This window comes from Pantoea sp. Ap-870 (assembly GCF_011752515.1).
Taxonomy (GTDB): Bacteria; Pseudomonadota; Gammaproteobacteria; order Enterobacterales; family Enterobacteriaceae; genus Pantoea; species Pantoea dispersa.
On the sequence record NZ_VWXG01000001.1, the window covers coordinates 239955 to 265659 of the forward strand.

At 47.5% G+C, this 25705-nt stretch carries 17 protein-coding genes, 1 tRNA gene and 1 pseudogene; 11 read left to right on the forward strand and 8 right to left on the reverse strand.

The window, feature by feature from the left end; all coding sequences use genetic code 11:
- The first annotated feature begins 53 nt into the window (after positions 1 to 53).
- The 3 genes from F3J41_RS01160 (at position 54) to F3J41_RS01170 (ending at position 2142) form a co-directional block, all read left to right on the forward strand.
- A complete protein-coding gene (locus tag F3J41_RS01160) occupies positions 54 to 557 on the forward strand; it encodes a DUF1198 family protein (protein ID WP_104093006.1) in 504 nt (167 codons plus the stop codon).
- Between the two features lie 95 nt (positions 558 to 652).
- Positions 653 to 729 (forward strand) — tRNA-Arg (locus F3J41_RS01165).
- A gap of 195 nt (positions 730 to 924) precedes the next feature.
- On the forward strand, positions 925 to 2142 hold the full coding sequence (locus F3J41_RS01170) for an integrase arm-type DNA-binding domain-containing protein (RefSeq protein WP_166709709.1): 1218 nt from the start codon (positions 925 to 927) through the stop codon (positions 2140 to 2142).
- Positions 2143 to 2214: 72 nt separating this feature from the next.
- On the opposite strand, the gene F3J41_RS01175 is transcribed toward F3J41_RS01170, so the two are convergent.
- Genes F3J41_RS01175 through F3J41_RS01195 form a run of 5 tightly spaced genes read right to left on the reverse strand, consistent with a single transcriptional unit; the run spans position 2215 to position 13056 of the window.
- Positions 2215 to 5088 (reverse strand): DEAD/DEAH box helicase, encoded by a 2874-nt coding sequence (locus tag F3J41_RS01175; RefSeq protein ID WP_166709711.1) that lies wholly within the window; start codon positions 5086 to 5088, stop codon positions 2215 to 2217.
- Positions 5085 to 6794: a site-specific DNA-methyltransferase gene (locus F3J41_RS01180; RefSeq protein ID WP_166709713.1), complete on the reverse strand. Its 1710-nt coding sequence runs from the start codon at positions 6792 to 6794 to the stop codon at positions 5085 to 5087. The genes F3J41_RS01175 and F3J41_RS01180 overlap by 4 nt, the downstream gene beginning before the upstream one ends.
- Before the next feature lie 9 nt (positions 6795 to 6803).
- Positions 6804 to 9191, reverse strand: coding sequence for a S8 family peptidase (locus F3J41_RS01185; protein ID WP_166709715.1), 2388 nt, complete (start codon positions 9189 to 9191; stop codon positions 6804 to 6806).
- Positions 9192 to 9200: 9 nt separating this feature from the next.
- Complete coding sequence (locus F3J41_RS01190; protein WP_166709717.1) at positions 9201 to 10181, reverse strand: AAA family ATPase; 981 nt, start codon at positions 10179 to 10181, stop codon at positions 9201 to 9203.
- Between the two features lie 25 nt (positions 10182 to 10206).
- Positions 10207 to 13056 carry an SNF2-related protein gene (locus F3J41_RS01195; protein ID WP_166709719.1) on the reverse strand — a complete coding sequence of 950 codons (2850 nt, stop codon included), beginning with the start codon at positions 13054 to 13056 and terminating at the stop codon, positions 10207 to 10209.
- Between the two features lie 356 nt (positions 13057 to 13412).
- Between F3J41_RS01195 and F3J41_RS01200 the strand changes: the two are divergent.
- The 3 genes and pseudogenes from F3J41_RS01200 to F3J41_RS01210 all read left to right on the forward strand — a co-directional run bounded on the left by F3J41_RS01200 (position 13413) and on the right by F3J41_RS01210 (position 18209).
- Positions 13413 to 14533 (forward strand): annotated as a pseudogene (locus F3J41_RS01200) (IS3 family transposase).
- Positions 14534 to 14721: 188 nt separating this feature from the next.
- Positions 14722 to 16878, forward strand: a complete 2157-nt coding sequence (locus F3J41_RS01205) for an AAA family ATPase (RefSeq protein ID WP_166709721.1) — start codon at positions 14722 to 14724, stop codon at positions 16876 to 16878.
- A 35-nt stretch (positions 16879 to 16913) separates the two neighbouring features.
- Positions 16914 to 18209: an McrC family protein gene (locus F3J41_RS01210; protein WP_371815445.1), complete on the forward strand. Its 1296-nt coding sequence runs from the start codon at positions 16914 to 16916 to the stop codon at positions 18207 to 18209.
- A 136-nt stretch (positions 18210 to 18345) separates the two neighbouring features.
- Here F3J41_RS01210 and F3J41_RS01215 read toward each other — a convergent pair whose 3' ends face one another.
- The 3 genes from F3J41_RS01215 to F3J41_RS01225 form a co-directional block, all read right to left on the reverse strand.
- Positions 18346 to 18660 carry a putative zinc ribbon protein gene (locus F3J41_RS01215; RefSeq protein ID WP_166709725.1) on the reverse strand — a complete coding sequence of 105 codons (315 nt, stop codon included), beginning with the start codon at positions 18658 to 18660 and terminating at the stop codon, positions 18346 to 18348.
- 315 nt (positions 18661 to 18975) lie between these two features.
- The gene (locus tag F3J41_RS01220; protein ID WP_166709727.1) at positions 18976 to 19596 is read right to left on the reverse strand and encodes an inovirus-type Gp2 protein; all 621 of its coding nucleotides are present in this window, start codon (positions 19594 to 19596) and stop codon (positions 18976 to 18978) included.
- A 741-nt stretch (positions 19597 to 20337) separates the two neighbouring features.
- Entirely contained in the window at positions 20338 to 20547 is a 210-nt protein-coding gene (locus tag F3J41_RS01225; protein ID WP_166709729.1) for an AlpA family transcriptional regulator, read from the reverse strand.
- 462 nt (positions 20548 to 21009) lie between these two features.
- On the opposite strand from F3J41_RS01225, the gene F3J41_RS01230 reads away from it, so the two are divergent.
- The 5 genes from F3J41_RS01230 to F3J41_RS01250 all read left to right on the forward strand — a co-directional run bounded on the left by F3J41_RS01230 (position 21010) and on the right by F3J41_RS01250 (position 25487).
- Positions 21010 to 21867 (forward strand): hypothetical protein, encoded by an 858-nt coding sequence (locus tag F3J41_RS01230; RefSeq protein ID WP_166709731.1) that lies wholly within the window; start codon positions 21010 to 21012, stop codon positions 21865 to 21867.
- Positions 21868 to 21963: 96 nt separating this feature from the next.
- The gene (locus F3J41_RS01235) at positions 21964 to 22854 is read left to right on the forward strand and encodes a GTPase family protein (protein ID WP_371815446.1); all 891 of its coding nucleotides are present in this window, start codon (positions 21964 to 21966) and stop codon (positions 22852 to 22854) included.
- 244 nt (positions 22855 to 23098) lie between these two features.
- Positions 23099 to 23653, forward strand: coding sequence for a hypothetical protein (locus tag F3J41_RS01240; protein WP_166709733.1), 555 nt, complete (start codon positions 23099 to 23101; stop codon positions 23651 to 23653).
- 4 nt (positions 23654 to 23657) lie between these two features.
- A complete protein-coding gene (locus F3J41_RS01245; RefSeq protein WP_166709735.1) occupies positions 23658 to 24284 on the forward strand; it encodes a hypothetical protein in 627 nt (208 codons plus the stop codon).
- A gap of 384 nt (positions 24285 to 24668) precedes the next feature.
- Positions 24669 to 25487 carry a DUF932 domain-containing protein gene (locus F3J41_RS01250; protein ID WP_166709737.1) on the forward strand — a complete coding sequence of 273 codons (819 nt, stop codon included), beginning with the start codon at positions 24669 to 24671 and terminating at the stop codon, positions 25485 to 25487.
- Positions 25488 to 25705 lie beyond the last annotated feature (218 nt).

The following is a 25705-nucleotide window of genomic DNA, read 5'->3' on the forward strand; positions in this document are numbered from 1 at the left end:
CGCGCCATGCTTAGCGCGTATTATGCCCGCCAGGCAATGATGTGGAACACGTGATGATTTGGTTGATGCTCGCCACGCTGGCGATAGTGTTTGTTGTGGGATTTCAGCTGCTGACCGCCGGTTCGCGCCACGCCGCGCAGGCGCTCAGCAAGCGGCTGCAGCTGCCGCCGGTGCACGTTGAATCGCTGCTTGCGCAGATGGGCAAAGAGGCGGCAAACGAGTTCACCGATTACATTCGCGGCGACAACGAAGCGCACCTGAATAACGGTGCAGCGGTGTTGCTAATCTGGCAGGTGCTGATTGTCGATGGCAGCGATGAGAACGCCCAGCGCTGGCACCACATCCTGACGAAAGCGGGGTTCTCCGCTCTGATTTCACGGCAGCAGCTGTTGCTGGCGCTAGGGTTCCTGCGCCAGCTGGAGCCGGACAGCCAGGAGCTGAATGCGTTACGCGAGCAGTATAATGCGCGCTTTACGCCGCAGGGGATTGAACTGGAAGGGGAATCCGCGGAGGTGAGTAATCTGATCTCGCTGAGTGAGTGGCGTCAGCGTCATTAAGGCGAATTGTTCATTCCCTCGACACTCTGCCGTCCGTTGGCGGCAAAAACGTTGACGCGCCAGCGTGCCGACGTATAATCCGACGCATCTTCTATGCGCCCTTAGCTCAGCTGGATAGAGCACCGGCCTTCTAAGCCGTAGGTCACAGGTTCGAATCCTGTAGGGCGCGCCAAATTCTTATCAAGAGACGTCAACTGACGTCTTTTTTTATGCCTTAAATTCAGCAAATTAGCGCAATATGAGGCATTCAAATTCAACCTGAGTCTATCGACATAAACCCACATCAAGTAATCTTTGTTGGTATATGTATTGGTATAACCCCGTTCAAGGGCTTTTTGTACCAACATTTAGTGATGGAGAGCAGCTAATGGCACTAACAGATGTAAAAGTCAGAAGTGCGAAACCTACCGATAAAGCCTTTAAGCTTACCGATGGGGAAGGAATGCATTTGATGGTGCACCCGAACGGTTCTAAATACTGGCGGCTGCAGTATCGCTTCGATGGCAAGCAGAAAACATTGGCGCTAGGTGTTTATCCTGAGATCTCGCTTTCTGAAGCCAGACAACGTCGTGATGAAGCTAAACGGAAGATTGCCAATGGCATCGATCCGGGTGAGCAGAAGAAGGTAGATAAGCAAACCCGTAAAATTGCCATTGAGAACAACTTCAAAGCGCTTGCTCTGGAATGGCATGAGTACAAACGTCCAGGATGGTCTAAGGGATATGCCGATGATCTGATGGAAGCGTTTGAGAATGACATTTTTCCGGATCTTGGTAAGCGTCCTATAGCTGAAATCAAACCGCTAGAGATGCTGACGACGCTGCGCAAGTTAGAAAAGCGCGGAGTATTGGATAAGCTGCGTAAAATTCGGCAAGCCTGTAAGCAGGTGTTCACTTATGCCATCGTGACGGGCAGGGCGGAGATCAATCCGGTGGCGGATCTTGCGAGTGCATTGGCGACGCCAAAACCTCAGCATTTCCCTCACTTACTCGCTGATGAGCTGCCAGCATTCTTACAGGCACTGGAGAATTACAGCGGCAGTCCGATAACTCGACTTGCTACTCGTATTCTGATGCTAACTGGAGTTCGAACCATTGAGCTGAGGTTGGCTGAATGGCGTGAGTTTGATCTGGACAAAGGGATTTGGGAAGTACCGAAGGAACGCATGAAGATGCGACGGCCACACATAGTTCCTTTGTCTACTCAGGTCGTTGAGGCGTTGCGAGAGATTCAGGCTGTTACTGGGCGTTATACTTTAGTGTTTCCGGGAAGGAACGATGCTGCAAAGCCAATGAGCGAGGCGAGCATAAATCAGGTGTTAAAACGGATTGGGTATCACGGAAAGGCAACTGGGCACGGATTCCGACACACGATGAGTACCATTTTGCATGAGCAGGGATATAACACGGCATGGATTGAGTTGCAGTTGGCGCACGTGGACAAAAACACTATACGCGGAACGTACAACCATGCGCAGTATCTGGAGCAGAGAAGGGATATGTTGCAGTGGTATGGGGATTATGTAGATGGACTGAAACATAGTGGGAATGTAGTGCACGGGGAGTTTGGGCTTTGTGTTAAGTAAACGCGCTTTTCTGAGAGGACAGCACCAGCAATCATGCTGGTGCTCTAGTTCTTTAAATTTTTTTAAAAATTACTAATTTTTGGATAAGTTGGGGTTTATCATGAAATCCATCATTAAACCTGAAACTGAGCGGCTAAGTTCAATTTCATCATGTGGAATAAGCGCGTATTGCCACGTTTTACCCGTAAGTTTATCTGCGTTTTGATTGGCGAACTCACACCAACGAGTAGCCGCTCGCGTTTTGGCCTGAACTTCTGGCGTGTCGATTTCTGTCGCTTTTTTCGGTTCGATCAGGCAATAGCCATTGTCCATTTCAACAACGAAATCAGGTTCATAATTTCTACCATTAGCATATTCGATACGGAACTGACCTGGGCGAGGTTTCATCCAACGAATCACTGAATGGTCATTCTCCAATATTTGAGCAAGGCGGAGCTCCCCATCTACAGAGTCAAATTTCTGATAAGGGTAACAGCATTTAGTAAAGCCAGTGAAAATCATCTGGCGGATTTTATTTTTATCACCTGCGGGTATTGCAATACGGAAGTCCCTTGGTTTTTCATTACCGGCAAAATTAAACGTAGCTGGATGTATTACATCAAAACCCTGTGTTACACGTCCGGTATAGCCCGTTGGCGTTGTCCACATATTTTGTTTGATTTGTGCCCATATAAATTCTGCCAATCGCCGACCAGCATTTTTCAGAACTGATTCTGCTTCTTCCTGCGTTTGATAACTGCACAAGTGGCTCACCATCTGTCCTGCCAATTTATAGAGCATATCGGCATGTTTGTCATAATCAATTTCATCGTGGTCGAGCAGATAACGAATGAGATAATTTTCAAGTCGTTCTTCCTCTTCTCCCCCTTCCTGCCAACTGATTGTCCGTTGTTCGTTATTCTCGAGATGTGTGAGTAAAAGTTCTTTACTACCGGGTTTGAGCGCAATGCGATCCAATCCGGAAAGGTCGAAATCATTAAATCCATAATTGACTTCGCGTTCTGGCAAAACTACGATTCGTGGAATATCAATAGTATATTCCATCAGTTTTTCGGTGATCGTCCCGACCAGCTCCTGAACTTCCGTATCCTCCATTGAAAGGAAACTTGGCTGTTCAACTTGCTCTTCAATAATTTCCGTCAAATCGAGTTGATCCGAAGACGATGAGATTTGATGTTGAGTCACTTCCCATTCACGCAAGGCTTGCTGTACCCGTCGAGTTACGTTTGCTTTCACCTCTGGCGTGCTGAGTTGCTGACTGCTGGTTAATCGTTTAGCTTCTTCTGACACCACTCTAAACGTGAGTTCTGCGACTTTACGTTCTGTTTCCGTAGTGAGTACCTGTTTTGATATGGAGTTTGTCTGATATATCGCTTGAGGTTCACAAGTCTGCAACCCATTATTATCAATGATTTGATTCCCCAACAGGAATTCAGCCATTGATGGTACGATAATTTGCTGAGGTTTTACTTCTGGAATACCGTTTTCATCATCATCCAGCCCGATATACAGAACTTTCTTGATAATCGAGTCATCATTATTGGCACGATCGATAATCTCCTGAAAACGATCGTGAGCGATGATTGTTAGGCGGTCGACGGCCTCGACGCCGGTTCTTTTGCCATAGGGGAGACGCAATCCTCGGCCTATAGTCTGCTCCGTAAGAATTTCGGATGCAGAAGTACGTAATGGAACGATGGTGTACAGATTGGTAACGTCCCACCCCTCTTTTAACTTGTTGACATGAATGACGATTTCAGTGTCCTTGTCATGCTCAACGGCCAAAAGCCGCTGCATAGTTTCTTCTGATTCTTCACCCGTTTGGTTTGAGTGAACGGTGATTACTTTGCCTTTGTAAGCGCCATTGAAGAAGTCGTCGTGTTCAATGCGTACTTTTAACCTGTCTGCATGATCGGTATCCTGAGCAACGACAAGCATAAAAGGTTTAACCAGTTTATTGCCTGAGTTGTTAGCAAAGCTGGTTAGTTCCGTTTTCACGTATTCATGATGGTGGATACCGTCTTCCAGCTTTATTTTTTCCAGCTGCTCTTCAGAGTAGTTGGTGGCACGAAAGTCTTTGCGCGTGGCAACTGCTGGAATTTTGACGTATCCGTCTTTTAATGCACGCGAAAGAGGATAGTGATAAATAATATTTTTAAAATCACGTGGATTTGCGCCCACGGTTTTCGGCGTGGCAGTTAATTCAATACCCAATACTGGATTCAGATCGTTAAGCGCTTGTGCACCCGCGCTGGCATAGTAACGGTGAGCTTCGTCCATTAAAATAACTAAATCGGGCAGGTTTGAAAGATAGCTGAAATAAGATTCTCCGACGTATTCCTGAATACGTCGGATTTTAGCAACTTTAGACTTAGCTGCCCCTTTAGCGTTATCCAGAGCGTTGATTTTAGAAATATTGAAGATATTAATGTGCGGGGCGGTTTCGCTGCCAAAAAGATCACCCGTTTTACTTTCGGCAATCGCATAATCCAGACGAACGCCCCGTCCTTCTTGATAGTCATCACCAGTAATTAGAACCGGCGGTGTTTGCGCCAGTTCAGGAATGCCCTGAAAAACATACTTTGGCGATCCGGGTAAAAAATCCATCTTGAGTTTTTCATAGATGGTTAAGTTTGGAGCTAGTACGAAGAAGTGACGACTACGCCCGGTTAAATATAACCAGGCAATCATCGCTCCCATTAAGCGAGTTTTACCTACACCCGTAGCCAGTGCAAAGCATAGTGAGGGGAAGGTACGTTCAAATCCTTTCACTGTGGGATACTGTTGACGTAGCAATTCAATCCATCGATTAAGATCGGGATCTTTACTGAGACCGAACTGCTCGAGTACGTCGCATAAGATCCGCAATGATTCATCCTGAGGATCGCGCAGTGACAGTCGTGCACTAATCCGATTGGCAATTTTTATGGCGTTGCTTTGGCTCATAATAGTTCTTCGCCTTCAGTATCTTCGTCGTATTCAATATCGTCAGGTTGTTCTGCATCAGGGAGTACATTTAGCGTAAAGCTATAGTCGTCATGATCCCATTCGCATTTACTCAGAATGGCACGAGGAATTTTGACCAATGTCAGGTTAGGAAATTCTGCCCCTTCTGTCATAAATGCCTTGCAGCAGATCAGCAATGTACGTTCAGTTCCTACTTCTTCACTTATGACTTTGAGTTGTTCATAAGCTAAAGAGCCAGTAGTGACATAGATGTAATCAGTTTCGGTACTGTAACCATGATTCCAGTATTGAGTCTGACTTGGTGCATAGGTAAAGTTCATATGCTTACACATAGCTTCTGCCAGCATTTCAGCGTTGTATTCTTTGTTGATCACCCAATTGCCCCAATGATCCTTTTTCAGGAGTGAAGGGGCAAGGCGCAAATACCGGAAACCGCCGCCACCTTTCCAGTTTACGGCTTTGGATACACCATCTTGATCAATCCCTGTAACGACCTGTTTTAGACGAGGTTGCACATGGGTAAATGCTTGATCCCCTAATTCAATGGTTATCCAGCGGCGATTCATCTTGTGAGCTACAGCAGCTGTAGTTCCTGAGCCAGCGAAAGAGTCTAAAATTAAATCATTTGGAGATGAGCATAAATCAAGAATTCTCTTGATTAAAAACTCAGGTTTTTTTCCTTTAGGGAATTTAATCCCCCCCTCTTTGTGAAGATTATTTGAAAGTATATCCGACCAAAGGTTCGTTAATGGCTCGCCAGCAACTAATTGACCATCGACATTCTTTAATTTATCTTTATAAAATAAAATTCGATCTCCCTTTGTAAAATACATTTCAGGATAACCTTCACGCTCAAGCTTTAATATCTCACCTTCATTTTTTTTGGATAAGTCAATGATGTCTTTAACATTTTGCCCTACGGAGTTATAATCTGGCCTGGCTGTACGAATTACTCTTTCTGCATTGCTTAATACGAAATCATTTAATTTTTCTTCGTAATTATCACCTAAAGTTTTTTTGGCTTCGCTTGGCTTCATTTTCAAGCTCTCAGCAAATACTGACCCTAAAGGCTTATATTCCCAAGTACTATAATGCTCATCAATATTAACGATGTATTGTGAATATCTAGAATCGCGCTCTCTGGCTGTGAAGAGTCTGTTTGGTTTCCAATGTTGTTTGCTTTTTGCGTATACGATCAAATAGTTGGTGGTAGTGACCAATCCTGGGTTTATTGATTTATGACCGGTGGCAGAACCTTGTTTGAATGTTACGATATTTACTCGGTTTTGTCGGCCGAATATTTCGTCTAAAAGAACGATTAAATAACCAAGCTCGTTATCATCAATGTGAACAAAAAAAGTTCCATCAATAGATAATAATCTTTGGATAATTTCAATACGATCCCGAATAAGCGTTAGCCACTGAGAATGTTCCAGACCATCGTCATAGTTTTCGAAAGCCTCTCCGGTATTAAATGGTGGGTCAATATATGCGCATTTAACTTTCCCAACATACTTTTGCTCTAGAGCTTTCAGTGCTAACAGGTTATCAGCATGAATCAATAGGTTATCATTATCTGTATCGCCATAAGATAACTCTTTGTCTTCAAGCAAAATACGCGGTTCCAGACGAGGACGCTTATGCTTACCAATCCAGTTAAGTTCTAATTTTTGCTTTGTTGACATAATCTATTTTTATCCAATACGTGCTCGTGCGAGTTCCTGTTCACGGATCTGCGCCTGAATTTGTGTATAAAGCTTTGCCTGTTCGTTATCGCGGTCGGTTGCGGTCACTACCAGTGCGTAAGGCTCCTGCTCGCTGCTGAATGCTTCGCCCCAATCTCTGTCTTGACGGGTTACTACGATAAACCATTTTTCATCCGGGTTACGTTGGCGGAAAGTCCATACCGACGATTGTACTGTCCCCCGTTCCCGCTGTTGGGCTGATACAACACGGTTAGTTTGAGCATCATCGGAGCGGGTTTCCGTTTCGCTCTGCGTCTGGCGATTAAAGCTAGCCTGCACTTCATCCAGCGAGCGGCCCTTAACCAGCCGAAAACCGATTCGCGTGGCGGTATAATCCAGCCGGGTAGTACGCACGGCGGGCGAGTATGCCAGCGTGATGCGGATTTCTCGGGTAGCCCGCTGCGATCGTAAAAAAGAAGCCGGGAAGGGCAGTTCAAAAAATTGGTGCGCGTTATTTTCTATTTGCTCTTCGCATCGCATGACCACCACATTTTCAGAAGAACGGTATAACGCATCTTCATCAATGATGCCATAACCCGTAACGTCGCGCTCAATCTCCCGGTTTCTCGTTGCAGGGGTATTTTTATAGCTGTCTCTCATGGCCTCCGGGAAAGTTTGCGTCATTTCCTGAGAAACAGATGCATGATTGACCAGCATCGCCCGCAACATACTGGCAGACATTTCCGGGTATTCGTTTAACAGTCGACCCGCCAGATGTGTGATATACGGTGCAGCAAAGCTAGTGCCGCTGAGTTCTTTGAACAGCGTATTACCCTGAAACTGGTGATGGCAGCTTAACACGCCCAGACCACGCATATGTGCCTGCCATTGCCCTTGCCGAACGCTGGAAGCAACATTGCCACCGTGTGCCACAACATCAGGTTTAAACGCACCTTTTACCGATGGACCATGTCGGGTAAAAGGTGAAGGTTGGTTTTCTGTTGCTGGGCTGAGATGTTGAATATCGTCGGGCCTGCGTTGTGCATCCGACGTTGCGTTATGTCTGGCGACGCTGCCCACGGTCAATACGTTCAGCGCCGTAGCCGGATCGATGATAATACTGGCTTCATGCAACAGGTAATCAGGATACTCATCCCGCCAGCTATTTTGCGGCACCGGGGGAGCGTCGCTGCCTGAGAAATTTCCTGCAGAGACGACAAATAGCACATTGTATTGCCGCGCCAGCGTATCTAACAGATACGCCATTCCGCGAATATGTCTGCCGTCGTAGGGGGCATTAACATTTCCTAGTGACAGGTTAAAAATGCGGCAACCGAGATCGGTAAAATACGCGACAGCGGTTGTTAGTGTGCTTTCAATTGTTTCGGCATTGAATTCAGCCCGCTCGTTCAACACTTTCCCGTTATACAGCCATAACTGCGGTTGCCAGAAATTGCTCTGGTTACAAGCCTCAACATCGCCATACAGCGCAATACTCGCTACAGCGGTGCCATGCCCCTCTTGATCAAACGCATCCTGATCGGGAATGAAGCTGGCGCTTTCGGCAATGGCGGCGCTTAACAGCGGATGATTGGTGTTGATGCCGCTATCTAGAATACAGACTCTGGACGCTTTTGCCGCAGGCGAAATCAGATGATCTGGAAGTGTATTGATATCTCGGTTAATCTGCTGATAACTAATGCCGCTGGACGGCGGCAAGTCAATTAACCTGACGTCCCTGTGTGCTAACAAGTACTCTGCTTGTGCGAGAGAGACATCTACCCGGTAAATCAACAGACTGTCCAGATTGATTTTATCTTGTCTGGAAATCCCCTGTTCCTGTAACCATTGCTCAAAACGGGTATACAGATCGATACGTCTGGGGTGATGTGCTACTTCGACCGGCCAGAGCTCCACATCCAGTTTAAAGCGTTCCTCTACAGGAAAACCATAACGCCGAAGAGCCCAGCTTTTGCGATCTTCCGCCGACCAGCACTCAATACCGTCAAGCGCCTCCAGGATCTGTTTGTAGGTTAGTTCTGTATTATCCAGACCGAGGGATGACAGATGTTCCGCAAATGTAGCCAGCCCTTGCTCGTCACTAAAGACTACGCAAACTTTTTTATTTTCCTGACTGACAAACTCTACGCCATGATGTATCAATGCCGAAAAATTCATCGTGCCGCTGTAGTTCAGTTTGAGTATATATCGACCATGATCGGCGCTGCCTGGTACCTGCGTCAGCATCGGGCGCAGAGTCTGGAGCTGGTTCAATAACATTTGCCCATGCTGACGTAAATCGCCTCTGCGAATACGAGGCATATTGACTTTGCGGGTCCGTCGGTCGTTCTGAAGAGGGGCTTTGAAGATATTTAGATGCTGATAATTCGCCGTCATGGCAGTCCCTTATCGGTGAGTCCTGGCGTTTTCTCGCTGCATCGCGTTTTTTAAATCTTTCAGCGTCAGGAATTCCTGATGACGCAGGATCATGTGTTTGGTGGCTCGGCGAACAATGCGTTCGATATCTGCACCACTTTTCCGATGAAGCAAGGATAACAATTCATTATCGTCGAGTTCAAACTGGCGGCGAATGCCGCGTAGCTTCAACGCCAGTAACTCGCGTAAGTGCGCCTGATCAGGCAAAGGAAATTCAATCACCTCATCAAAACGACGCCAAATGGCGCTGTCCAGAATATGTTCATGGTTAGTGGCCGCCAGAATCAGACTTTTGCCCTGATAAGCATCCATCATTTGCAGTACAGCATTGACGACCCGGCGTAATTCGCCGTGTTCTCCGCTGTCGCCGCGTTCCTTACCTATTGCATCAAATTCATCGAACAAGACCACCAGCGAATGTTGGGCAATAAAATCAAAAATTTTACGCAGATTGGCGGCTGTTTCACCCAGAAATGAGGATACCAGTACATCAAGACGGACAATTGCCAGCGGCATGTCCAGCTCAAAGGCAATAACCTCCGCCGCTAGCGTCTTACCACAGCCAGGTGGCCCGAAAAACATGATCTTACTGGCTGCTTTCATTCCATAGCTATGCAATACATCGCTACGCCGGTGCTCTTCAAGGAGCTCATCAATCACTGTAGCGCTGGTAGCTGGAAGGATCATTTCGTCGAGGCTGCGCTGCGGTTGCCGTAGGTCCAACAGTGGCAGCCCCCTTTCTTTATCTACCGGTGCCGGAGGCAACGTAGGTGAACGCGAAGCCTGAACAATGTGATCGCCATAAAGAATATGCTCCAGATCGTTAGCCAGAAGATGGTGCTGTTTCTGACGTTCCTCATCGATAATGGCTTCTGAAACGCGACGGAACGTAGCAGTGTCGCCCGTCGCGCCCGCTTTTATCAGCTGTCTTAATACTTTACCGTTAGCCATTATTGACTCCTGAAACAACAACACTTCATGCGGAAGATGAATTCAATGTCCAGCTCACCGCAAATAATTGGCTGGACGTTATCTCTGTCGCCAGCTTTTGTTCAACCTCTTCCAGCAGGCGGTCTTCTTCCTGCTCAATTTTTTTCTTTTCATCATGATACTGCAACATGATGTTGTCCCGCTCGCGTTCTAGTGCCTTTAGCGAGCGTTTAGCTTCCATCTTCTCTTTCAGCGAAGGAAGTTGGCGGGAATTTTTACGTGCATCCTTAATCTCTGTATCTAACTGTTTGATACGTAAGTCTAAGGCGATGCGTCGATCTTCTGACCAGCGTTCAAGTTTTTCTACTTCTTCATTGTAATAAAATTCGTTATCACGTTCGACCTGCTGGATAAAAGAATTCCTCAAAGCTTCACATTGATTCGTTAAAGCGGGTAACAAAGGCTGTTCTTCGATAGATGTTATCTCTGACAATGGTAAGCGAAGCAGGCGGGATACGGTTTCTTCCGCCACTACCTCACCAGTGTCTGTAACGGCAGCGGCAAGAAGTTGCTCTCGTTGTTGCTCTTGATTCCCAATACTGACTTTTGTTAGTAGCAACTGCCCCGATTGCTGGCAAAGCAGTTTTACGTCGGCCAATTGTCCAGACTTGGGTTGGTAGATGAAATTGAGTCTCTGGCAAACTGGTACCGTGGCGAGCTCCTCACCTTCATGTAGGGCAATATCAATTAATTGCTTTCCATATCCCTGGTTGGGTCTAAAAAATTCTGCGTCCTTTTCATCTGCAACGGGCCAGCTAACGTCAAAATACTTTCCTTCTGAACGAAAACCAGTCTCAGACTGTTGGAAATCGCTATCTTCGCTTAGAAACATCTCTGCGAGTAGTAACAGATTTTCTTGGTAGTCGTTTAACTGTGTGAGAGTTGTTGTGCGTCGAGTTTTTAGATTTCGTACGACATCTACATCAAAATGTTCAAATAATGAACGCCGGGTTTCATTCTCTCGATTCTCCAATTGGTCTTTAAGTTCATCTTGAAGATGATTAAACTCCTGCTCTATTTGCTCGTCGGAGCGGCAATGCTGGTAAATCTCATGGATACGCCTTTCAATATCGACGCCCGATTCGATCGATCCCAGGATATCATCGGATGCGCCAAATACGCCTTCAAAAAGCTGGAACTTTTGGCTCAATAATTCAAATACACGCTGATCGGCCCGGTTGCCTTTATTGATGAAATTGACCACTACAACATCGTGTTTTTGTCCATAACGATGAACACGCCCAATACGTTGCTCAACCCGCTGCGGGTTCCAAGGTAAGTCATAATTGATTAACAGAGAGCAGAACTGAAGGTTGATACCTTCTGCACCAGCCTCGGTACAAATCATCAGAGTGCCTTCGTCCTTAAACTTTTCGACCAGCGCCGCCTTCATGTCTGCCGTACGCGAACCAGAAACCCGGCCAGAGTTTTGATGCTTCTCCAACCAGTCGCTATAAATCTTTCTAGATGCCGCATCGCTGTTACTGCCGTTGAGTAACACTACTTCGCCTTCATACCCATTCTCTGAAAGCAGTTGCGCTAGCCAGGTTTGGGTGCGTACAGACTCGGTAAAAATGACCGCTTTACGCAATCCGCCCAGTTCGACTGTAAATTTGAAAGCTCGACTAAGAACGCTTAACAATGCTTCCGCCTTGGCATTTTTTGTTATGGATGCTGCTAAGGTTTTATAACTTTTTAACTGATCAATTTCTGCCTGTAGCGCCCGAGGATCGATCGTATCTTCATCCTCGACTCCTTCTTCATCACTATAATCATCATAATTTTCATAATCAGTCAGGGCATCTAAAACCGGCATTCTATTCTCTAGACGGTGAATCATCGTCTCCAGTGTTCCCTGAATCGCCGTGGATGACGAGGCCAAAATTTTACGGATGACTAGTGTAACCAGATGACGAGCACCGCTTTTGATTGACAGTAGATCGTCTTGTTGCAAATACGAGGAAACCTGTTTATAGAGAGCTTCTTCATCTTCCGTCGGGCGAAAATCTTCGGTTATTGAATGACGCCGCGTAAAACTAATCCCTCCTTCCTGCTGAACCTGTCGGCGAAGCGTACGGTTACAGATCTTATTCAGACGTACCCTTAATAATGCCAATTCTGCATCATCAATATTTTGCCGAGAATAACGGGCCTTAAAAGAGGCCAAATCGCCGAAGAAATGAGGGTCAATAACGGAAACCAGACCATAAAGTTCAAGGATACTGTTTTGAAGCGGCGTAGCGGAAAGCAGAATTTTTTTTCTGCCAGATAAAGCGCTACTGAGTTTTTTGGCTGTTTTAGCACCATCGCTCTTGTAGATATTTCGTAGTTTATGGGCTTCATCCATGACGACCAGATCCCATGGGATACGAGCCAATTCATGTTCTTTACGGGAAGCGAATTCGTATGAACAAATACATATCGCTGGCTCACCCGTCGCGCTTTCAATGTCAAATGGATTACTACATCCCTCTTTGATCATTTGATTGAAGCTTTTTGCTTCGATAATGCGCGAAGGTAGCGAAAATTTCTCTTCCAGTTCCTGACTCCACTGCTTACGCAGCGTTGCAGGTGCGATGAGTAATAGTTTCCGGCGTCGTTCTGCCCATTTTTGCGCCAAAATCAGACTTGCTTCAATTGTCTTGCCCAAACCAACCTCATCAGCAAGGATTACTCCATGGGATAGAGGAGATGCCAGCGCAAACATCGCAGCTTCAACCTGATGGGGATTCATATCAACTCGTGCGCTGGCGATAGTTTGTGTTAGAGAATCTTCAGCTTTGCTGCTTAGTGTCAACCAGTGTGCTAGGTAATTACGTTGATGATCTGAATACATTTTTGATGCCTTACTGATTGAGGAGTATTGAGGTAGGTACCTTATTTTAATTTCATGAGAGAAAGAATTCTAGACTTATCATGGTTGACTTGCCAGCTATTGGTAGTAGCGGTAATTAAATGCCCCAAGCAACATCTTTCGTTGCCTACCGAAAAAAATGGAGATCTAATTTACCTAAATAAATTAGGTTAGAAACCGATATCTTTTAGACTGTTATGAACTATGTACATGGCATTGGCACTGTACATGCAAATAACCTGCTTGTTTTTTCAACAAAAGACGTAATGACCTGCTCCCCGTTGATTAATACACCGCGATGTTAGTAATGTCTTCATAAGCCACATGAGGACATCCCCATGAAGAAGCGTTTTTCCGACGAACAGATCATCAGTATTCTTCGCGAAGCTGAAGCCGGCGTTTCTGCCCGTGAGCTCTGCCGCAAGCACGCCATTTCCGACGCCACCTTTTACACCTGGCGCAAGAAGTTTGGTGGCATGGAAGTTCCTGAGGTGAAGCGGCTTAAATCTCTTGAAGAGGAGAACGCCCGCCTCAGGAAGCTGCTTGCCGAAGCCATGCTGGATAAGGAGGCACTTCAGGTGGCTCTGGGGCGAAAGTACTGACGACAGACCAGAAGCGGGAAGCTGTTGAGTTTATGTGTGATGCGACCGGTCTGTCGCAACGTCGTGCCTGCAGGCTTAAAGGTTTGTCTCTGTCGACCTGCCGCTATGAGGCTCAGCGCCCGGCGGCTGATGCGCATTTATCAGGGCGCATCACTGAGCTGGCACTGGAGCGCAGGCGTTTTGGCTACCGCCGCATCTGGCAGTTACTGCGCCGTGAAGGCCTTCATGTTAATCACAAGCGCGTGTACCGCCTTTATCATCTGAACGGGCTGAGCGTAAAACGCAGATGACGTCGTAAAGGGCTGGCAACAGAACGTCTGCCGCTGCTCCGCCCGGCGGCGCCCAACCTGACATGGTCGATGGATTTCGTCATGGACGCGCTGGCCACCGGTCGCAGGATCAAGTGCCTGACCTGTGTGGACGACTTCACTAAGGAGTGTCTGACAATTACCATCGCATTCGGGATTTCAGGCGTTCAGGTCACGCGTATTCTGGACAGCATTGCACTGTTTCGGGGCTATCCGGCGACGATAAGAACTGACCAGGGGCCGGAGTTCACCTGCCGCGCACTGGATCAATGGGCCTTTGAGCATGGCGTGGAGCTGCGGCTTATCCAGCCCGGCAAGCCGACACAGAACGGATTTATTGAGAGTTTTAACGGACGCTTTCGCGATGAATGTCTGAATGAACACTGGTTCCGCGATATCGTTTACGCCAGGAAAATCATTAATGACTGGCGGCAGGATTATAACGAGTGTCGTCCACATTCAGCACTGAATTATCAGACGCCATCAGAGTTTGCAGCACGGTGGCGAAATGGAGAATGTGAAGGTAAACAAACCGACATTACTAACTGAAGGTTGTATCTAATACTGGGGGCAGGTCAGCCTTATGTCGTGGATACAACAGCATTTTGGAAAGAATATCACACTAATTTGGCTGACGAAGTGAGCCGGAAGGCATATGGTGGTTATCTTTGCTGGTTCTTCCATCATCTATGATGATAACAATCAGCGAGATAACGTTGAATGAGAGGACATAGGGAATGCTCGAATTTGAATTTCGGGAATGGCTGGAGAGCCGAGGAGCTAAAACACAAGCGGGCCTCAACTCTCGTATTTATGCTGTCAAAACTATCGAAAAAAAACTCGCAGCGCTTGGTTCTCCTCATGCAGATCTGGATGCAGCCTACAAGGCGGACGGATTTACGCAATTGCGACAACGGATCAAAGAGATTCGCTGTGATGCTAAAGACAACGGCGATGAGTATCGGTTGTTAATGCCGGAATCAGAGCAACCGCTTAACCGATTGTCCAGCTGGAATAGCTGGCTCGGACAATATGGACGCTTCCTGAGCGGTGATGACTCTCAGGCCGACGAAATTCGGGATTATGTCCTTGAAAACTACATCACCCCAGCCAGAGATCGAGGTGACGCCAGTGTCACAGTGGTAGTTGGCCCTCTGAATACTGAAATGGGTCTCGACAAGGGATGGCCGAACATCTGTCAGGCTCTTGATGGTCAAAAATTTCAGGAACTAGCGGATGTTCCTCCTCCGGTGACGGAAGGGCCTAAAAAGAGCACAACCCGAAAATATACGTTCATACTTACGGAAGGAAGTGAACCGGTGGCCCAGAATAACATTACTCCGACTAACCTTATTTTTTACGGTCCTCCTGGTACCGGAAAAACCTTTCATACGGCGAGGGAAGCTGTAGCGCTCTGCGATGGCAAAGACGCCTATCCGAACTCAAAAGATGGGCGTGCAGCCCTGATGGATCGCTATAACGAACTGATGGCAGAAAAGAGGATCTCTTTCGTCACATTCCACCAGAGCTATGACTACGAAACCTTCGTTGAGGGCCTTCGTCCAGGAATTGGTGAAGATGAGTCGTCATCTGCAGGATTCAGACTCATGCCCACGCCGGGGCTCTTCAGGGAAATTTGCGCCCTTGCCGATCAGGCCAGAACACAACCCCGTGCACAGACGGATGCCTCAGCACTGCAACTGTCCCAAAAACGGTTTTGGAAAATGGGGCAAGGGACAATTGGCACAGAAGACGATGTGTATGAAGATGCCCGCGACAACGGGTATATTGCTCTGGGTTGGGGTGGGAGCATAGACTGGAGCGCGGATAGATTTTCATCGCTCAAGGCGATTCATGATGAATGGATCAAGCAAAATTCGGAGAACAAGACGCCAAGTAACTGGACGCAAACCCATCCCTTCCGTTGCGAAATGAAGCCTGGCGATATCGTGATAGTCCCTTACGGTAACACTGCGTTCCGCGCTATCGCTGAGATCACGGGTGATTACTATTTCGTTCCTGAAGCCGAAGGTTACTATGCCCATCGCCGCCCTGTGCGCTGGCTACTGACTCTCGATGAACCACTGCCACTCGATACCATTATCGATGGTAACTTCACTATGCGGACGCTCTATTCGATTGCCACCAATCGAGTGAATATCCCGGCGCTAGGCAGACTGCTCTCGAGTACAGAAGACCCAGATAATAGTTCTGATGTTAAAGGGCAACCAGAGCAGTTCGTACTCATTATTGATGAGATCAACCGGGCAAATATCTCGAAAGTGTTCGGTGAACTGATTACGTTAATTGAGCCGGATAAACGTCTGGGAATGCCTGATGCACTCACAGTAACTCTGCCTTATTCGAAAAAGAAAGATTTTGGCATCCCCGCCAACCTTCATATCATAGGCACAATGAATACCGCCGATAGATCCATCGCCTTGCTCGACACTGCATTAAGGCGGCGATTCAACTTTCGGGAAATGGCTCCCGACTCGACTCTGCTAAGTGAAGTCGAGGGGATCGATCTCAAAGCCGTTCTTACCACCATTAACCAGCGAATTGAATATCTTATAGGCCGGGAATATCGCATTGGACACGCTTTCTTTATCAATTGTGAATCCAGGGCACAAGTTGAAGATGCAGTGCGTAATAAGGTCATACCGCTGTTACAAGAGTATTTCTTTGAGGACTGGAGCCGAATCGCGGCAGTGTTGGGAGATGGTTTTATGCAGGAAAAGCAGATCTTACCGCCGCCAGGAATAGAGGGTGAACCGTTATCAAGCTGGTCGGTACGTGCACCGTTCAAAAATGACGCCTTTGATCGACTGGTAGGCAAAGCCAGAACGTTTAATGCCACCGCTCTCGAGGTGGCTGTTGAATCGAAAGAATGACGCACCTTACGGTTCGCGAATGGGGTGCTGTTTGTGTGAGCACGGAAAGCAGCATAAATGCTCCTCATGCTTTTACCCGGCCTCAGGCTAACGCGTTGCTTGCGGCGGCGCGCGTGCATCCGCTTGCAAATCAGCACGGTACAAATATCTTAATCGATCGCCATAACAAAATTATTGCCGGGCAAATGGTTGGGGTCATTGCCGCTCCGGGATGTAGCCTTGAGATCCTGCCCAAATTCGACGACGAGACTACAGAACCGGACGCCACAATCCGAAATCGCCTGATACGTATGCTTGATGTCGCCCTCGGCCTTAAACTCGGGAATGGACAGGCTGCAACAATGGCGAGACAAGCTGAAAACTTGCTAGAGATACTCATCCGCTTGTTCGCCGAGCGACTCTTATCTGAAGTACATCGGGGATTACCGTGCGTCTATTTGGCACAGGAAGACGATTTGCCCTCATTGCGCGGAAGGCTCAATATCAAACGACAATTCACTACGCTTGCTGTCCGCCCCGACCGTCTTGCCTGTCGTTACGACGAACTGTCGGCTGATACCGTCCTACTTCGAATCATGAAGGCGTGTGTAGTTCTGCTTCACCATTATGCCCGAGCTGCTGATACTCTCCGCCGTCTGAATGAATTGCGCATCCTGCTGGCGGGGGTTAGCGACGTCCCCTTGAGTCACCTGCCGTGGTCACAGGTGCGTATCGACCGAACAAATCATCGCTGGGAAGCCCTCCACAATCTGGCGCGCCTCCTCCTGAGACGCGACTGGCAGGCTACACACCACGATAAACGAGCTCAGAACGGGATTACACTGCTTTTCCCGATGAACGATCTGTTCGAGGCATATATTGCGGCACTGGCGAAGCGCGCTGTACGCGGTACGGAATGGACGGTTCGTGCACAGGCAGGCAGATTATACTGTTTGATCGAGGACGGAAAAGAAGGCAAACCCCGCTTCCAGACCCGGCCGGATCTGCTTATCGAGCGGGACCATCAGACTATTATGATCATAGACACTAAATGGAAGCGTATTGGGCGTCATCACGAAGATGCCAGGCATGGCGTATCGCAGGCTGATGTCTACCAGATGATGGCCTATGCCCGGCTTTATCACTGCCCACAAGTTATGCTTCTCTATCCACATCATGCAGGCTTGGGAACTCAACCTCTGAATGCAGGCTACAGAATTCTAGCAGGCGAGGAACAATTACAGGTGGCGAGTGTCGGTCTAATTCTCGATGAAGACGAGATTATCAGGCAGTTAATTCACCTTATTTCTATCAACACAGAGAGAAGAAAAGGCGGGATTGACACACCTTGAGACCTTGCACTCTCAATAAATCTCAACCACGGTTTTGGCTTAAACTTACGAGATCACTTTAATGCGGCCCAATATCCAGTGGCATATCTTCGATACTGTAGATCCCCGTACCACACGGGATGCACAGCTTTTCTCCCTAGTAGTGTTGCCCGCACCAGACGCAGTACCAGGACATCGCTGTCACGTGAGTTGTCAGTTCCCCAATGGAATTTCGCAACTTTCTGAGTTTAATTTCCGGATCAGAATGAACGCAGCCCATCAGTGTGCTAACAGGCACCGTACTCTGGTCATGCCAGAACCACGGTTTTTCGTCTGCACTCCCGGGCTGAACGTACAGAACACAGCCACATGAAGGGCAGGTCAGTGATCCTGGTTCGCCGGTTGCGGCTTCGTCAGAGGTGATAAAATGTCCGCTGCCGGTATTCGCGAGATAGCATTTCATCATTCGCATACCAGTATCCTTAAACACACCGCAATGAGCACTAGAAGGCAGAGCAAAGCTAAAGACGATGGCGGTTCCTGGCCGCCGGTAAGGGTGAGCATTCTCATTATTTTTTCTCCGTTACAGCCAGATACCGCGCAGGCGCACTACATCCCGTTAAGGGCAGAAAGAAAGAGGAAACGTGGAGGTATGACTGCAGAAAGGGTTATCGGGTATTTAGTGACTGGCAGTACGATAAGAAATTGACCGTCAGCTTCGGTGGTGACAAAGGATTACTTCTTCTTCCGTAACCAGGGGAAACGTCGCTTCCAGCGTTGTGCTGGCTTATCTGACACTTCCCCCGAATGAGCGTTCTTCTTTGGTGTAAACCTTGCTGTATTCTTTTGCGAAATACTTCAGATGCTTACGTAATTCCAGGTACTGTTGCCCATAGCGCTCTACCCAAAGTCTCTCCATGTAGTGTGTCTTTCTAAAGGCAACCAGCGTTCTATATTCAGGAAAATCAAGTAATCCTAATGCACTTAGCCAGGCCTCGCTGATGTAGCTCCCCAGGTTGTGTTCTTCCTTTGAATAATTCCCTAAGCCTCTAAAGGTATCTTTGTTAACGAATATCGCTACGTGATAGTGATCTTTGCCGCTGGTTTCCCCCACCTCGCGCACCCAAAAGTATCTCAGGTTCGTTGGGCATACCTGAGACTTTTCCCGTTTAAGCCTTTGCTGATGGGCTGCTATACGCGACTTCAGCGCCCCTTTGAAGCGTTCCATTAGTCCGGAACTCAGATTAGGGTTACTGGCAATACTGTCGCCTGTATCGCGGTATTCAGGCAGTCTGAGTATGAAAGTGAAAACAGATGTTCTGACGTGGGCGTTTGTTGCTTTGCTGATGATGTCACTCATACGGCTCATATAGTCTTTGTTCAGGGGGCGAGATTTACTGTCGGTCATGAAGATTACTCCTGTAGGTATATTTCAGACGTGCGCAGGCCCTGCCAGAGAAAATGGCAGCGAGGTGGGCACGAATGAGGGTTAAAGTGTCATAAGTGTATAAAACATGATGCTGTAAGATATGTATCAACTGCCACTGATGGGGGGGGACAGTGAATGCTCTCGCTAGTTGTTATTTAAGTTATACTGAATAATAATGACTTTTGTGATTGCTGACGATTATGACTCAATAATATTTATAGTGTGAAAACTTTGACTCTGCCATTAATGATATTTGTGATTTTTATTAATAATAAGCCAGTGGCGTCTTTTTAATGAGAGTTAAACATTAAAAGAAAGAGGTGGTTGTCATTAAAAATCACCATCACTGCATGGGGTTTTCTATATGCATCCACGTAGCTATAACTTACCACACAGATATCACTCACACTGGTAATATACAATAAACATTACCAGTGCTCGCTGGTTATAGATGTCATTTATATATACTGGTTACATATGCTATATAATATATATACTGTACTAAATTTTGTGGGAATTAATTTTCAGCACCTTTCAGCTAGCGGTTTGATATATTTATAATGATTGATTTTTACTCTAGGGTTATCAATTGAGAATATGAGAAAAAACTTGTTTTCTTAAGAACAGGTACAGCTCATTAAGCTAATCCTGCTCAGCCCATTTTGGGCTTTTGCCAGACCTCACTGATGATACTACAGCCCTTCTTTTTTACAGGCATGCTCAGTTACCACGCGAGTCAGTTATACGCTGCTGCATCCAGGCTTCTACTTCGCTCCTTAGCCAGCGGGAACTACGTCCCAGCTTGATGGGTTTGGGGAATAGCCCTTCGCTGATGAGTTTGTAAAACCATTTATCACTGCATTGAGTGTAGGTCGTAATGAATGTCATATCGACAAGCTGGTCGTTCAGCAGAGTAGGGGATGTGTTCATGGGGATATCTCCTTTACGTTAAAAGTGAAAGGAGGAATGACTGGTTCTCGGTGTTGTGTTGCAGCCTTCCTCAGGTGATGGAAGGCCGTGTAAAAAAATAATGCGTCCTCTGGAAGGCCTTGCCTGTAAGGCATTTCCAGGAAAGAGTCTTCCTTTGTCTGGATGCGCCCTGCCAGATTTTCTGAACCCGAACTTCCCACAGGAAGATGTGTTCCGGTGGATGCTCAGGCACTCGTGTTAAGGAACAGAAAGACATTCATAGGCCAGATTGTTCCGGTTGTGGTTTCGGGCTTCCAAGCCATGTACGGATAAAAATCGCCATACAACTTAATTTTTTATCGTATTGAATATAAATATTTTATTTATTAGTAGGTCACCAATAGTGACTTACTTAATGAAAAAATACCTTTAATAAAGTAACCTACCTATGATTATTTTTTGTTCCGTGAAGGATGCTAGGATATGGCGAGTAAGCACAAAATTACGGCTTATACTTCTGATACGCGCTTATACGAGTGGGCAACGAACGCGGCAGAAAAGAAGGGAATGAAAAGGTCTGGCTACCTTGAGTGGTTGATACGGGAGGAAATGCATAGGCAGAAGGTGGAAACAGGGGATACCTCACCCAGGCTAAAAGCACAGTTCACCATCTTTGAACACTTCACTCCGCGAGAAGAAATACTGAGCGCCTATACCAGCGTTAACTATGATGCAGACGCTGAGCTTAAGGCTAACTTTTTTAAGCAACCAATGACTAATCCTCACGAAAAGACAAAAAACTTCTTTTCCTGGTTAGAACAAGAAGCCCATGCAAGTATTTCTGCTGACTTTTACCTGGAAGCTTTAAATAAATATATTCGGGCACCTGACAGTGAGTATCATACTGTCTTTCTGAAAACGTCCTTCAGAGGATGGATTATCAAAGATGAGAAAAAAATGTCATTGCTCTGTAACTCTCAGACAACCTATTTGCCGCTTCTTGTAACGGAGTCGTTATGGGATAAGTATGATGGCCGTTATGATTTCTTTAACATCCGATACCTAAGGCAGGCGGATATGATTAAGAGGAAAACGGAAAGAATTTTTCCAGACAAGTATATCGGGGCCGCGCTCATATTTGAAAAACAACATCAGCATAAAGACTCTGGTGGCTTTTTTATCCCGGTATTACGTAACCCGGTTTCACTGAAACAAAGGTTAATCTCACCACCTCTGATGAAGAGGTTTGGCAGCGCGAATTTTTTATTCACCGGTGTGGGAGCGGGCAATAACAAAGAAAGATTTTCCCTTAAGGGACTGGAACACATCAGGGAGCGTTAATCCTGCAATTTTAATAATTTTTCAGACAGACATTACCTTGATGAATACGGCAGTTAGTACCGCTGTCGCCTGGTTATCTAATTCACGGAGGTTGATGTGTCAGACAGTACCCTTACCGGGCAAATTCCTGAGGTCACGAAACAATCCCTATCCCGTATCCCCGGCGTTCTGTCGGATGAGCTGGTCGAACGTCTGCTCCAGTGTGTTCGCTACGAACCTGTGATTGGCATCATGGGAAAGTCGGGAGCGGGCAAATCCAGCCTATGTAATACGCTTTTTAGGTTTCCTCCCGCCAGCGTGGATGCGGTGAAGGGGTGTACCCGTTTTGCTCAACAGTACAATACCTCTGATGGTCTGCATGCACTTAACATTGTTGATTTTCCTGGGATCGGTGAAACACCCATGCTTGATAAGATGTATGCCCGCTTGTACCAACACTGGCTGAATAAGCTGGACCTGATTGTCTGGGTGCTGAAAGCTGATGACCGCGCCTGGAATGATGATATCCGGTGTTATCGGCAGTTGGTTTCACAGGGCGCAAAACCCGCCCACTTTCTGTTCGTCCTCAGCCAGGCCGATAAAATAGAGCCTTGCCGGGAATGGAATACTGCAACCCACCAACCTTCTATGTGGCAGCAGCAGAACCTAAAGGAGAAAGTAGCGCAGGTGAATAACATATTTTCTCCTGTTCATCCTGTTTTGGCGGTTTCTGCCTCTGAAGGTTTCAATATATCTCGGTGGGTCGAAACCCTAATCACTGTTTTACCCGACAAAGCCAGCAGTGCGGTTACCCGTCAACTTGTACCTGAGTACCGGACGGAGAAGGTTACCACCACTGCACAAGAAGGTTTCGTCCGAGTTGTAGGCGATATCTTCGACGAAAGCGTGGATGCCCTGCTGGAGTCACACACAATAAGAACGTGGTTAAGACAGGTTCGTAGTCGGCTACTCTCTTTGGCCAGATTATTCTGGCATCGCTTCTTTTAAGTCTTAGCTAAAACCAGCTACCCGTTCGATCTGTTTCGCCGATCGAATATTGCATCTAAATAGTTTTTGGCTATCAATTTGATTTTAATGATCGTTTTTATCGATAGATTTAAACGATCAATTTTAGTTTATTGATCTTCACTAACGATTATCCCTCCTCTTTGCATCCCGATACGATCCCCTGGCTGGGGTTGTCATTTAATCCCGGAAATTTCTAATAAATTGTTAATAAAGGAATATTTTTATGCTGAAACCTTATCCGTTTCTCAAGTGGGACGCCTATGCGTGGTGCTTGTCCATTGGCCTTCCGGTTATCTGGATACCCTTCGCCATTTTCCTCCCTAAAGAGATTGCACTTGGCTTGTATATCGTTCTCTCCCTTATTTGGGTGTTGCTCGACCGGCTGAACCTGATGAAACAGGGGATCACTCCCCCTTCAATGGGGTGGTTCTTGCTACCGATGGTTTATCTCCGTCAACGTGATGAGCGTCAGGGTAAGCCCTGGCGCTTGTTGCAGGTCTGGTTGCTTTGTACAGTGCTGTCATTCGTGGCGATAAATCAGTTTAAGAAAACCTCGGGTACAGAAAATCTGGCGCAGAGTGCCTGCGCTGTAGTGACGAAAATCCTGCATAAAGAGGGGAGTGATGAGCGCTGTATCCGCGTGACGGAAATGCATGAAGAGGTCAGCGGCCGTTTCTGGCAGGCGCAGGCATTGCTGAATACCGGTGTAAAGGAGCCCGTGACCATTGAGGTCAGGGGCCGGGATATTTATGTCGTTTTACCCGAAGCGGGAGAATGAAAAAATGAAAACGGTAAACGTTATTGCCCCGCTGCTGATTGTCGTCGCAGTGTCATGGATTCAGGTGAGCCGTGCTGCTGCCTATGACATTAAACCCGTTATCGTCACAGGCGAGGTGGCAGGAAATGTGCAGGTCGCGCATGACCGCATCATGGGTGGCGTGGATGATTTTATCATTAGCGCCACAAAAGGTAAGGATACGCAGAAGTTTATTCTTACCTGCAACGGCCCGGAAAAGCGCCTGAACATTCTCTACTGGCTGAAAGATATCGCAGGAGGCAAGGCATCAGGCGCAACGGGTATGACTATCCAGTATTACCCGGAGGGGGATCATCAGATGAAGACTCATGCCGAACAGCCACTGACACTGTTCGACAGCCAGATCTCACCGGATTTTAAACGAGCAGCGTCACGTATGCTGGATTATAAACGGGGAAGCTTTGTTTTCCACTTCTATGAAGATGACGGAGTATCCGCTCACGGTCCACTGGCATGGAGCTGGCAATATCCGGCTCAGAAACTGGCTCCGGCGCTCGCTGGCGCACTGGTATCCGCCAGGGCCAATAACTGTAGCCTGGCGCAGGGTGAAACCCGTATTGCCTCCCTCTCGCGTCTGGCCGACCATCAGTAAGGATACTGACATGATAATTTTTCTGTTGTTATGGATGATGGCTTCAGCCCTGGTCGGATGGTGTGCGAGATCACGCGGGCGTTCATTCTGGCTGTGGTTTATGGTGTCACTGATACTCGACCCGTTATTTGGCGCAGTGCTTTATAACATGGTAGTGAGGTCAAAATGACAAAAGGGAGGATGAAAAAAGCAGGCGTTATCTACCTTAGATCCTGCATTCTGTATGTCCTGATTCTTGTTCTGGGATACAGCCTGCTCGTCTGGCATCCCTGGTACTGACCGTATTCCCCCCAGGTATTAACCCCCGTTTTTTTAGATCACTAAAAGGCCGTACTTCCTTCGGGAGGTATGGCCTTTTCATTTATTTAATCAAAGGAGTTACCCATGCGCTTAGCCAGCCGCTTTGGCCGGATTAACCAGATACGCCGTGACCGTCCGTTAACCCGTGAAGAACTGATGCTGCATGTTCCCAGCGTTTTCAGCGAAGACAAGCACACGTCACGCTTTGAGCGTTACAGCTATATACCGAAGATTATCCTGCTGGAGAACCTGCAGCGCGAAGGGTTTCAGCCGTACTTTGCCTGCCAGACACGCGTGCGCGACCTGAATAAACGCGACCACACAAAGCACATGCTGCGTCTCAGGCGTGAAAGCCAGATTACCGGTAAACAGGTCCCCGAAATCATTCTGCTTAACAGTCACGACGGCTCCAGCTCATACCAGATGCTGCCGGGCCTGTTTCGTTTTCTCTGTCAGAACGGGCTTGTCTGTGGCGAAACCTTTGGTGAGGTGCGCGTGCCGCACAAGGGTAATGTGGTTGATAAAGTCACTGAAGGAGCTTACGAGGTACTGGGGATATTTGAGCGGGTGGAAGAGAAGCGGGATGCCATGCAGTCGCTGTTACTTACTCCGACCGCACAGCAGGCTTTTGCCAGAGCCGCACTGACGTACCGCTTTGGTGATGAGCACCAGCCGCTGACATCATCCCAGATACTGACGCCCCGCCGTTATGAAGACCGTCAGGACGACCTGTGGTCAGTTTTCAATCGTTGCCAGGAGAACCTGCTGAAAGGCGGGCTGCCAGGACGTACAGCCAAAGGCAAACGCAGCCAGACCCGGGCGGTTAAAAGCATAGACGGCGACGTTAAGCTCAACCGGGCACTGTGGGTGATGGCGGAAGAACTGCAGCAGGCGCTGAGCTGATGCCACCGCTACCTGATAACGCCCACCAGGCCACCCTTTATCCGACCGCCCTGGAAAACAATCCCTGCAGCCGCTCCATCTCTGACGACGACTTCTGCGTCTGGTGCTCTCACCTTCTTTATCGCCCCGGTGAACGCAGCCTGTGCAGCTTAAGCATCACGGAGGAGAGCTGGCCGTCACGCTGTGATGAGGATGGCTATGCGAAGTCCTGCCCGTCA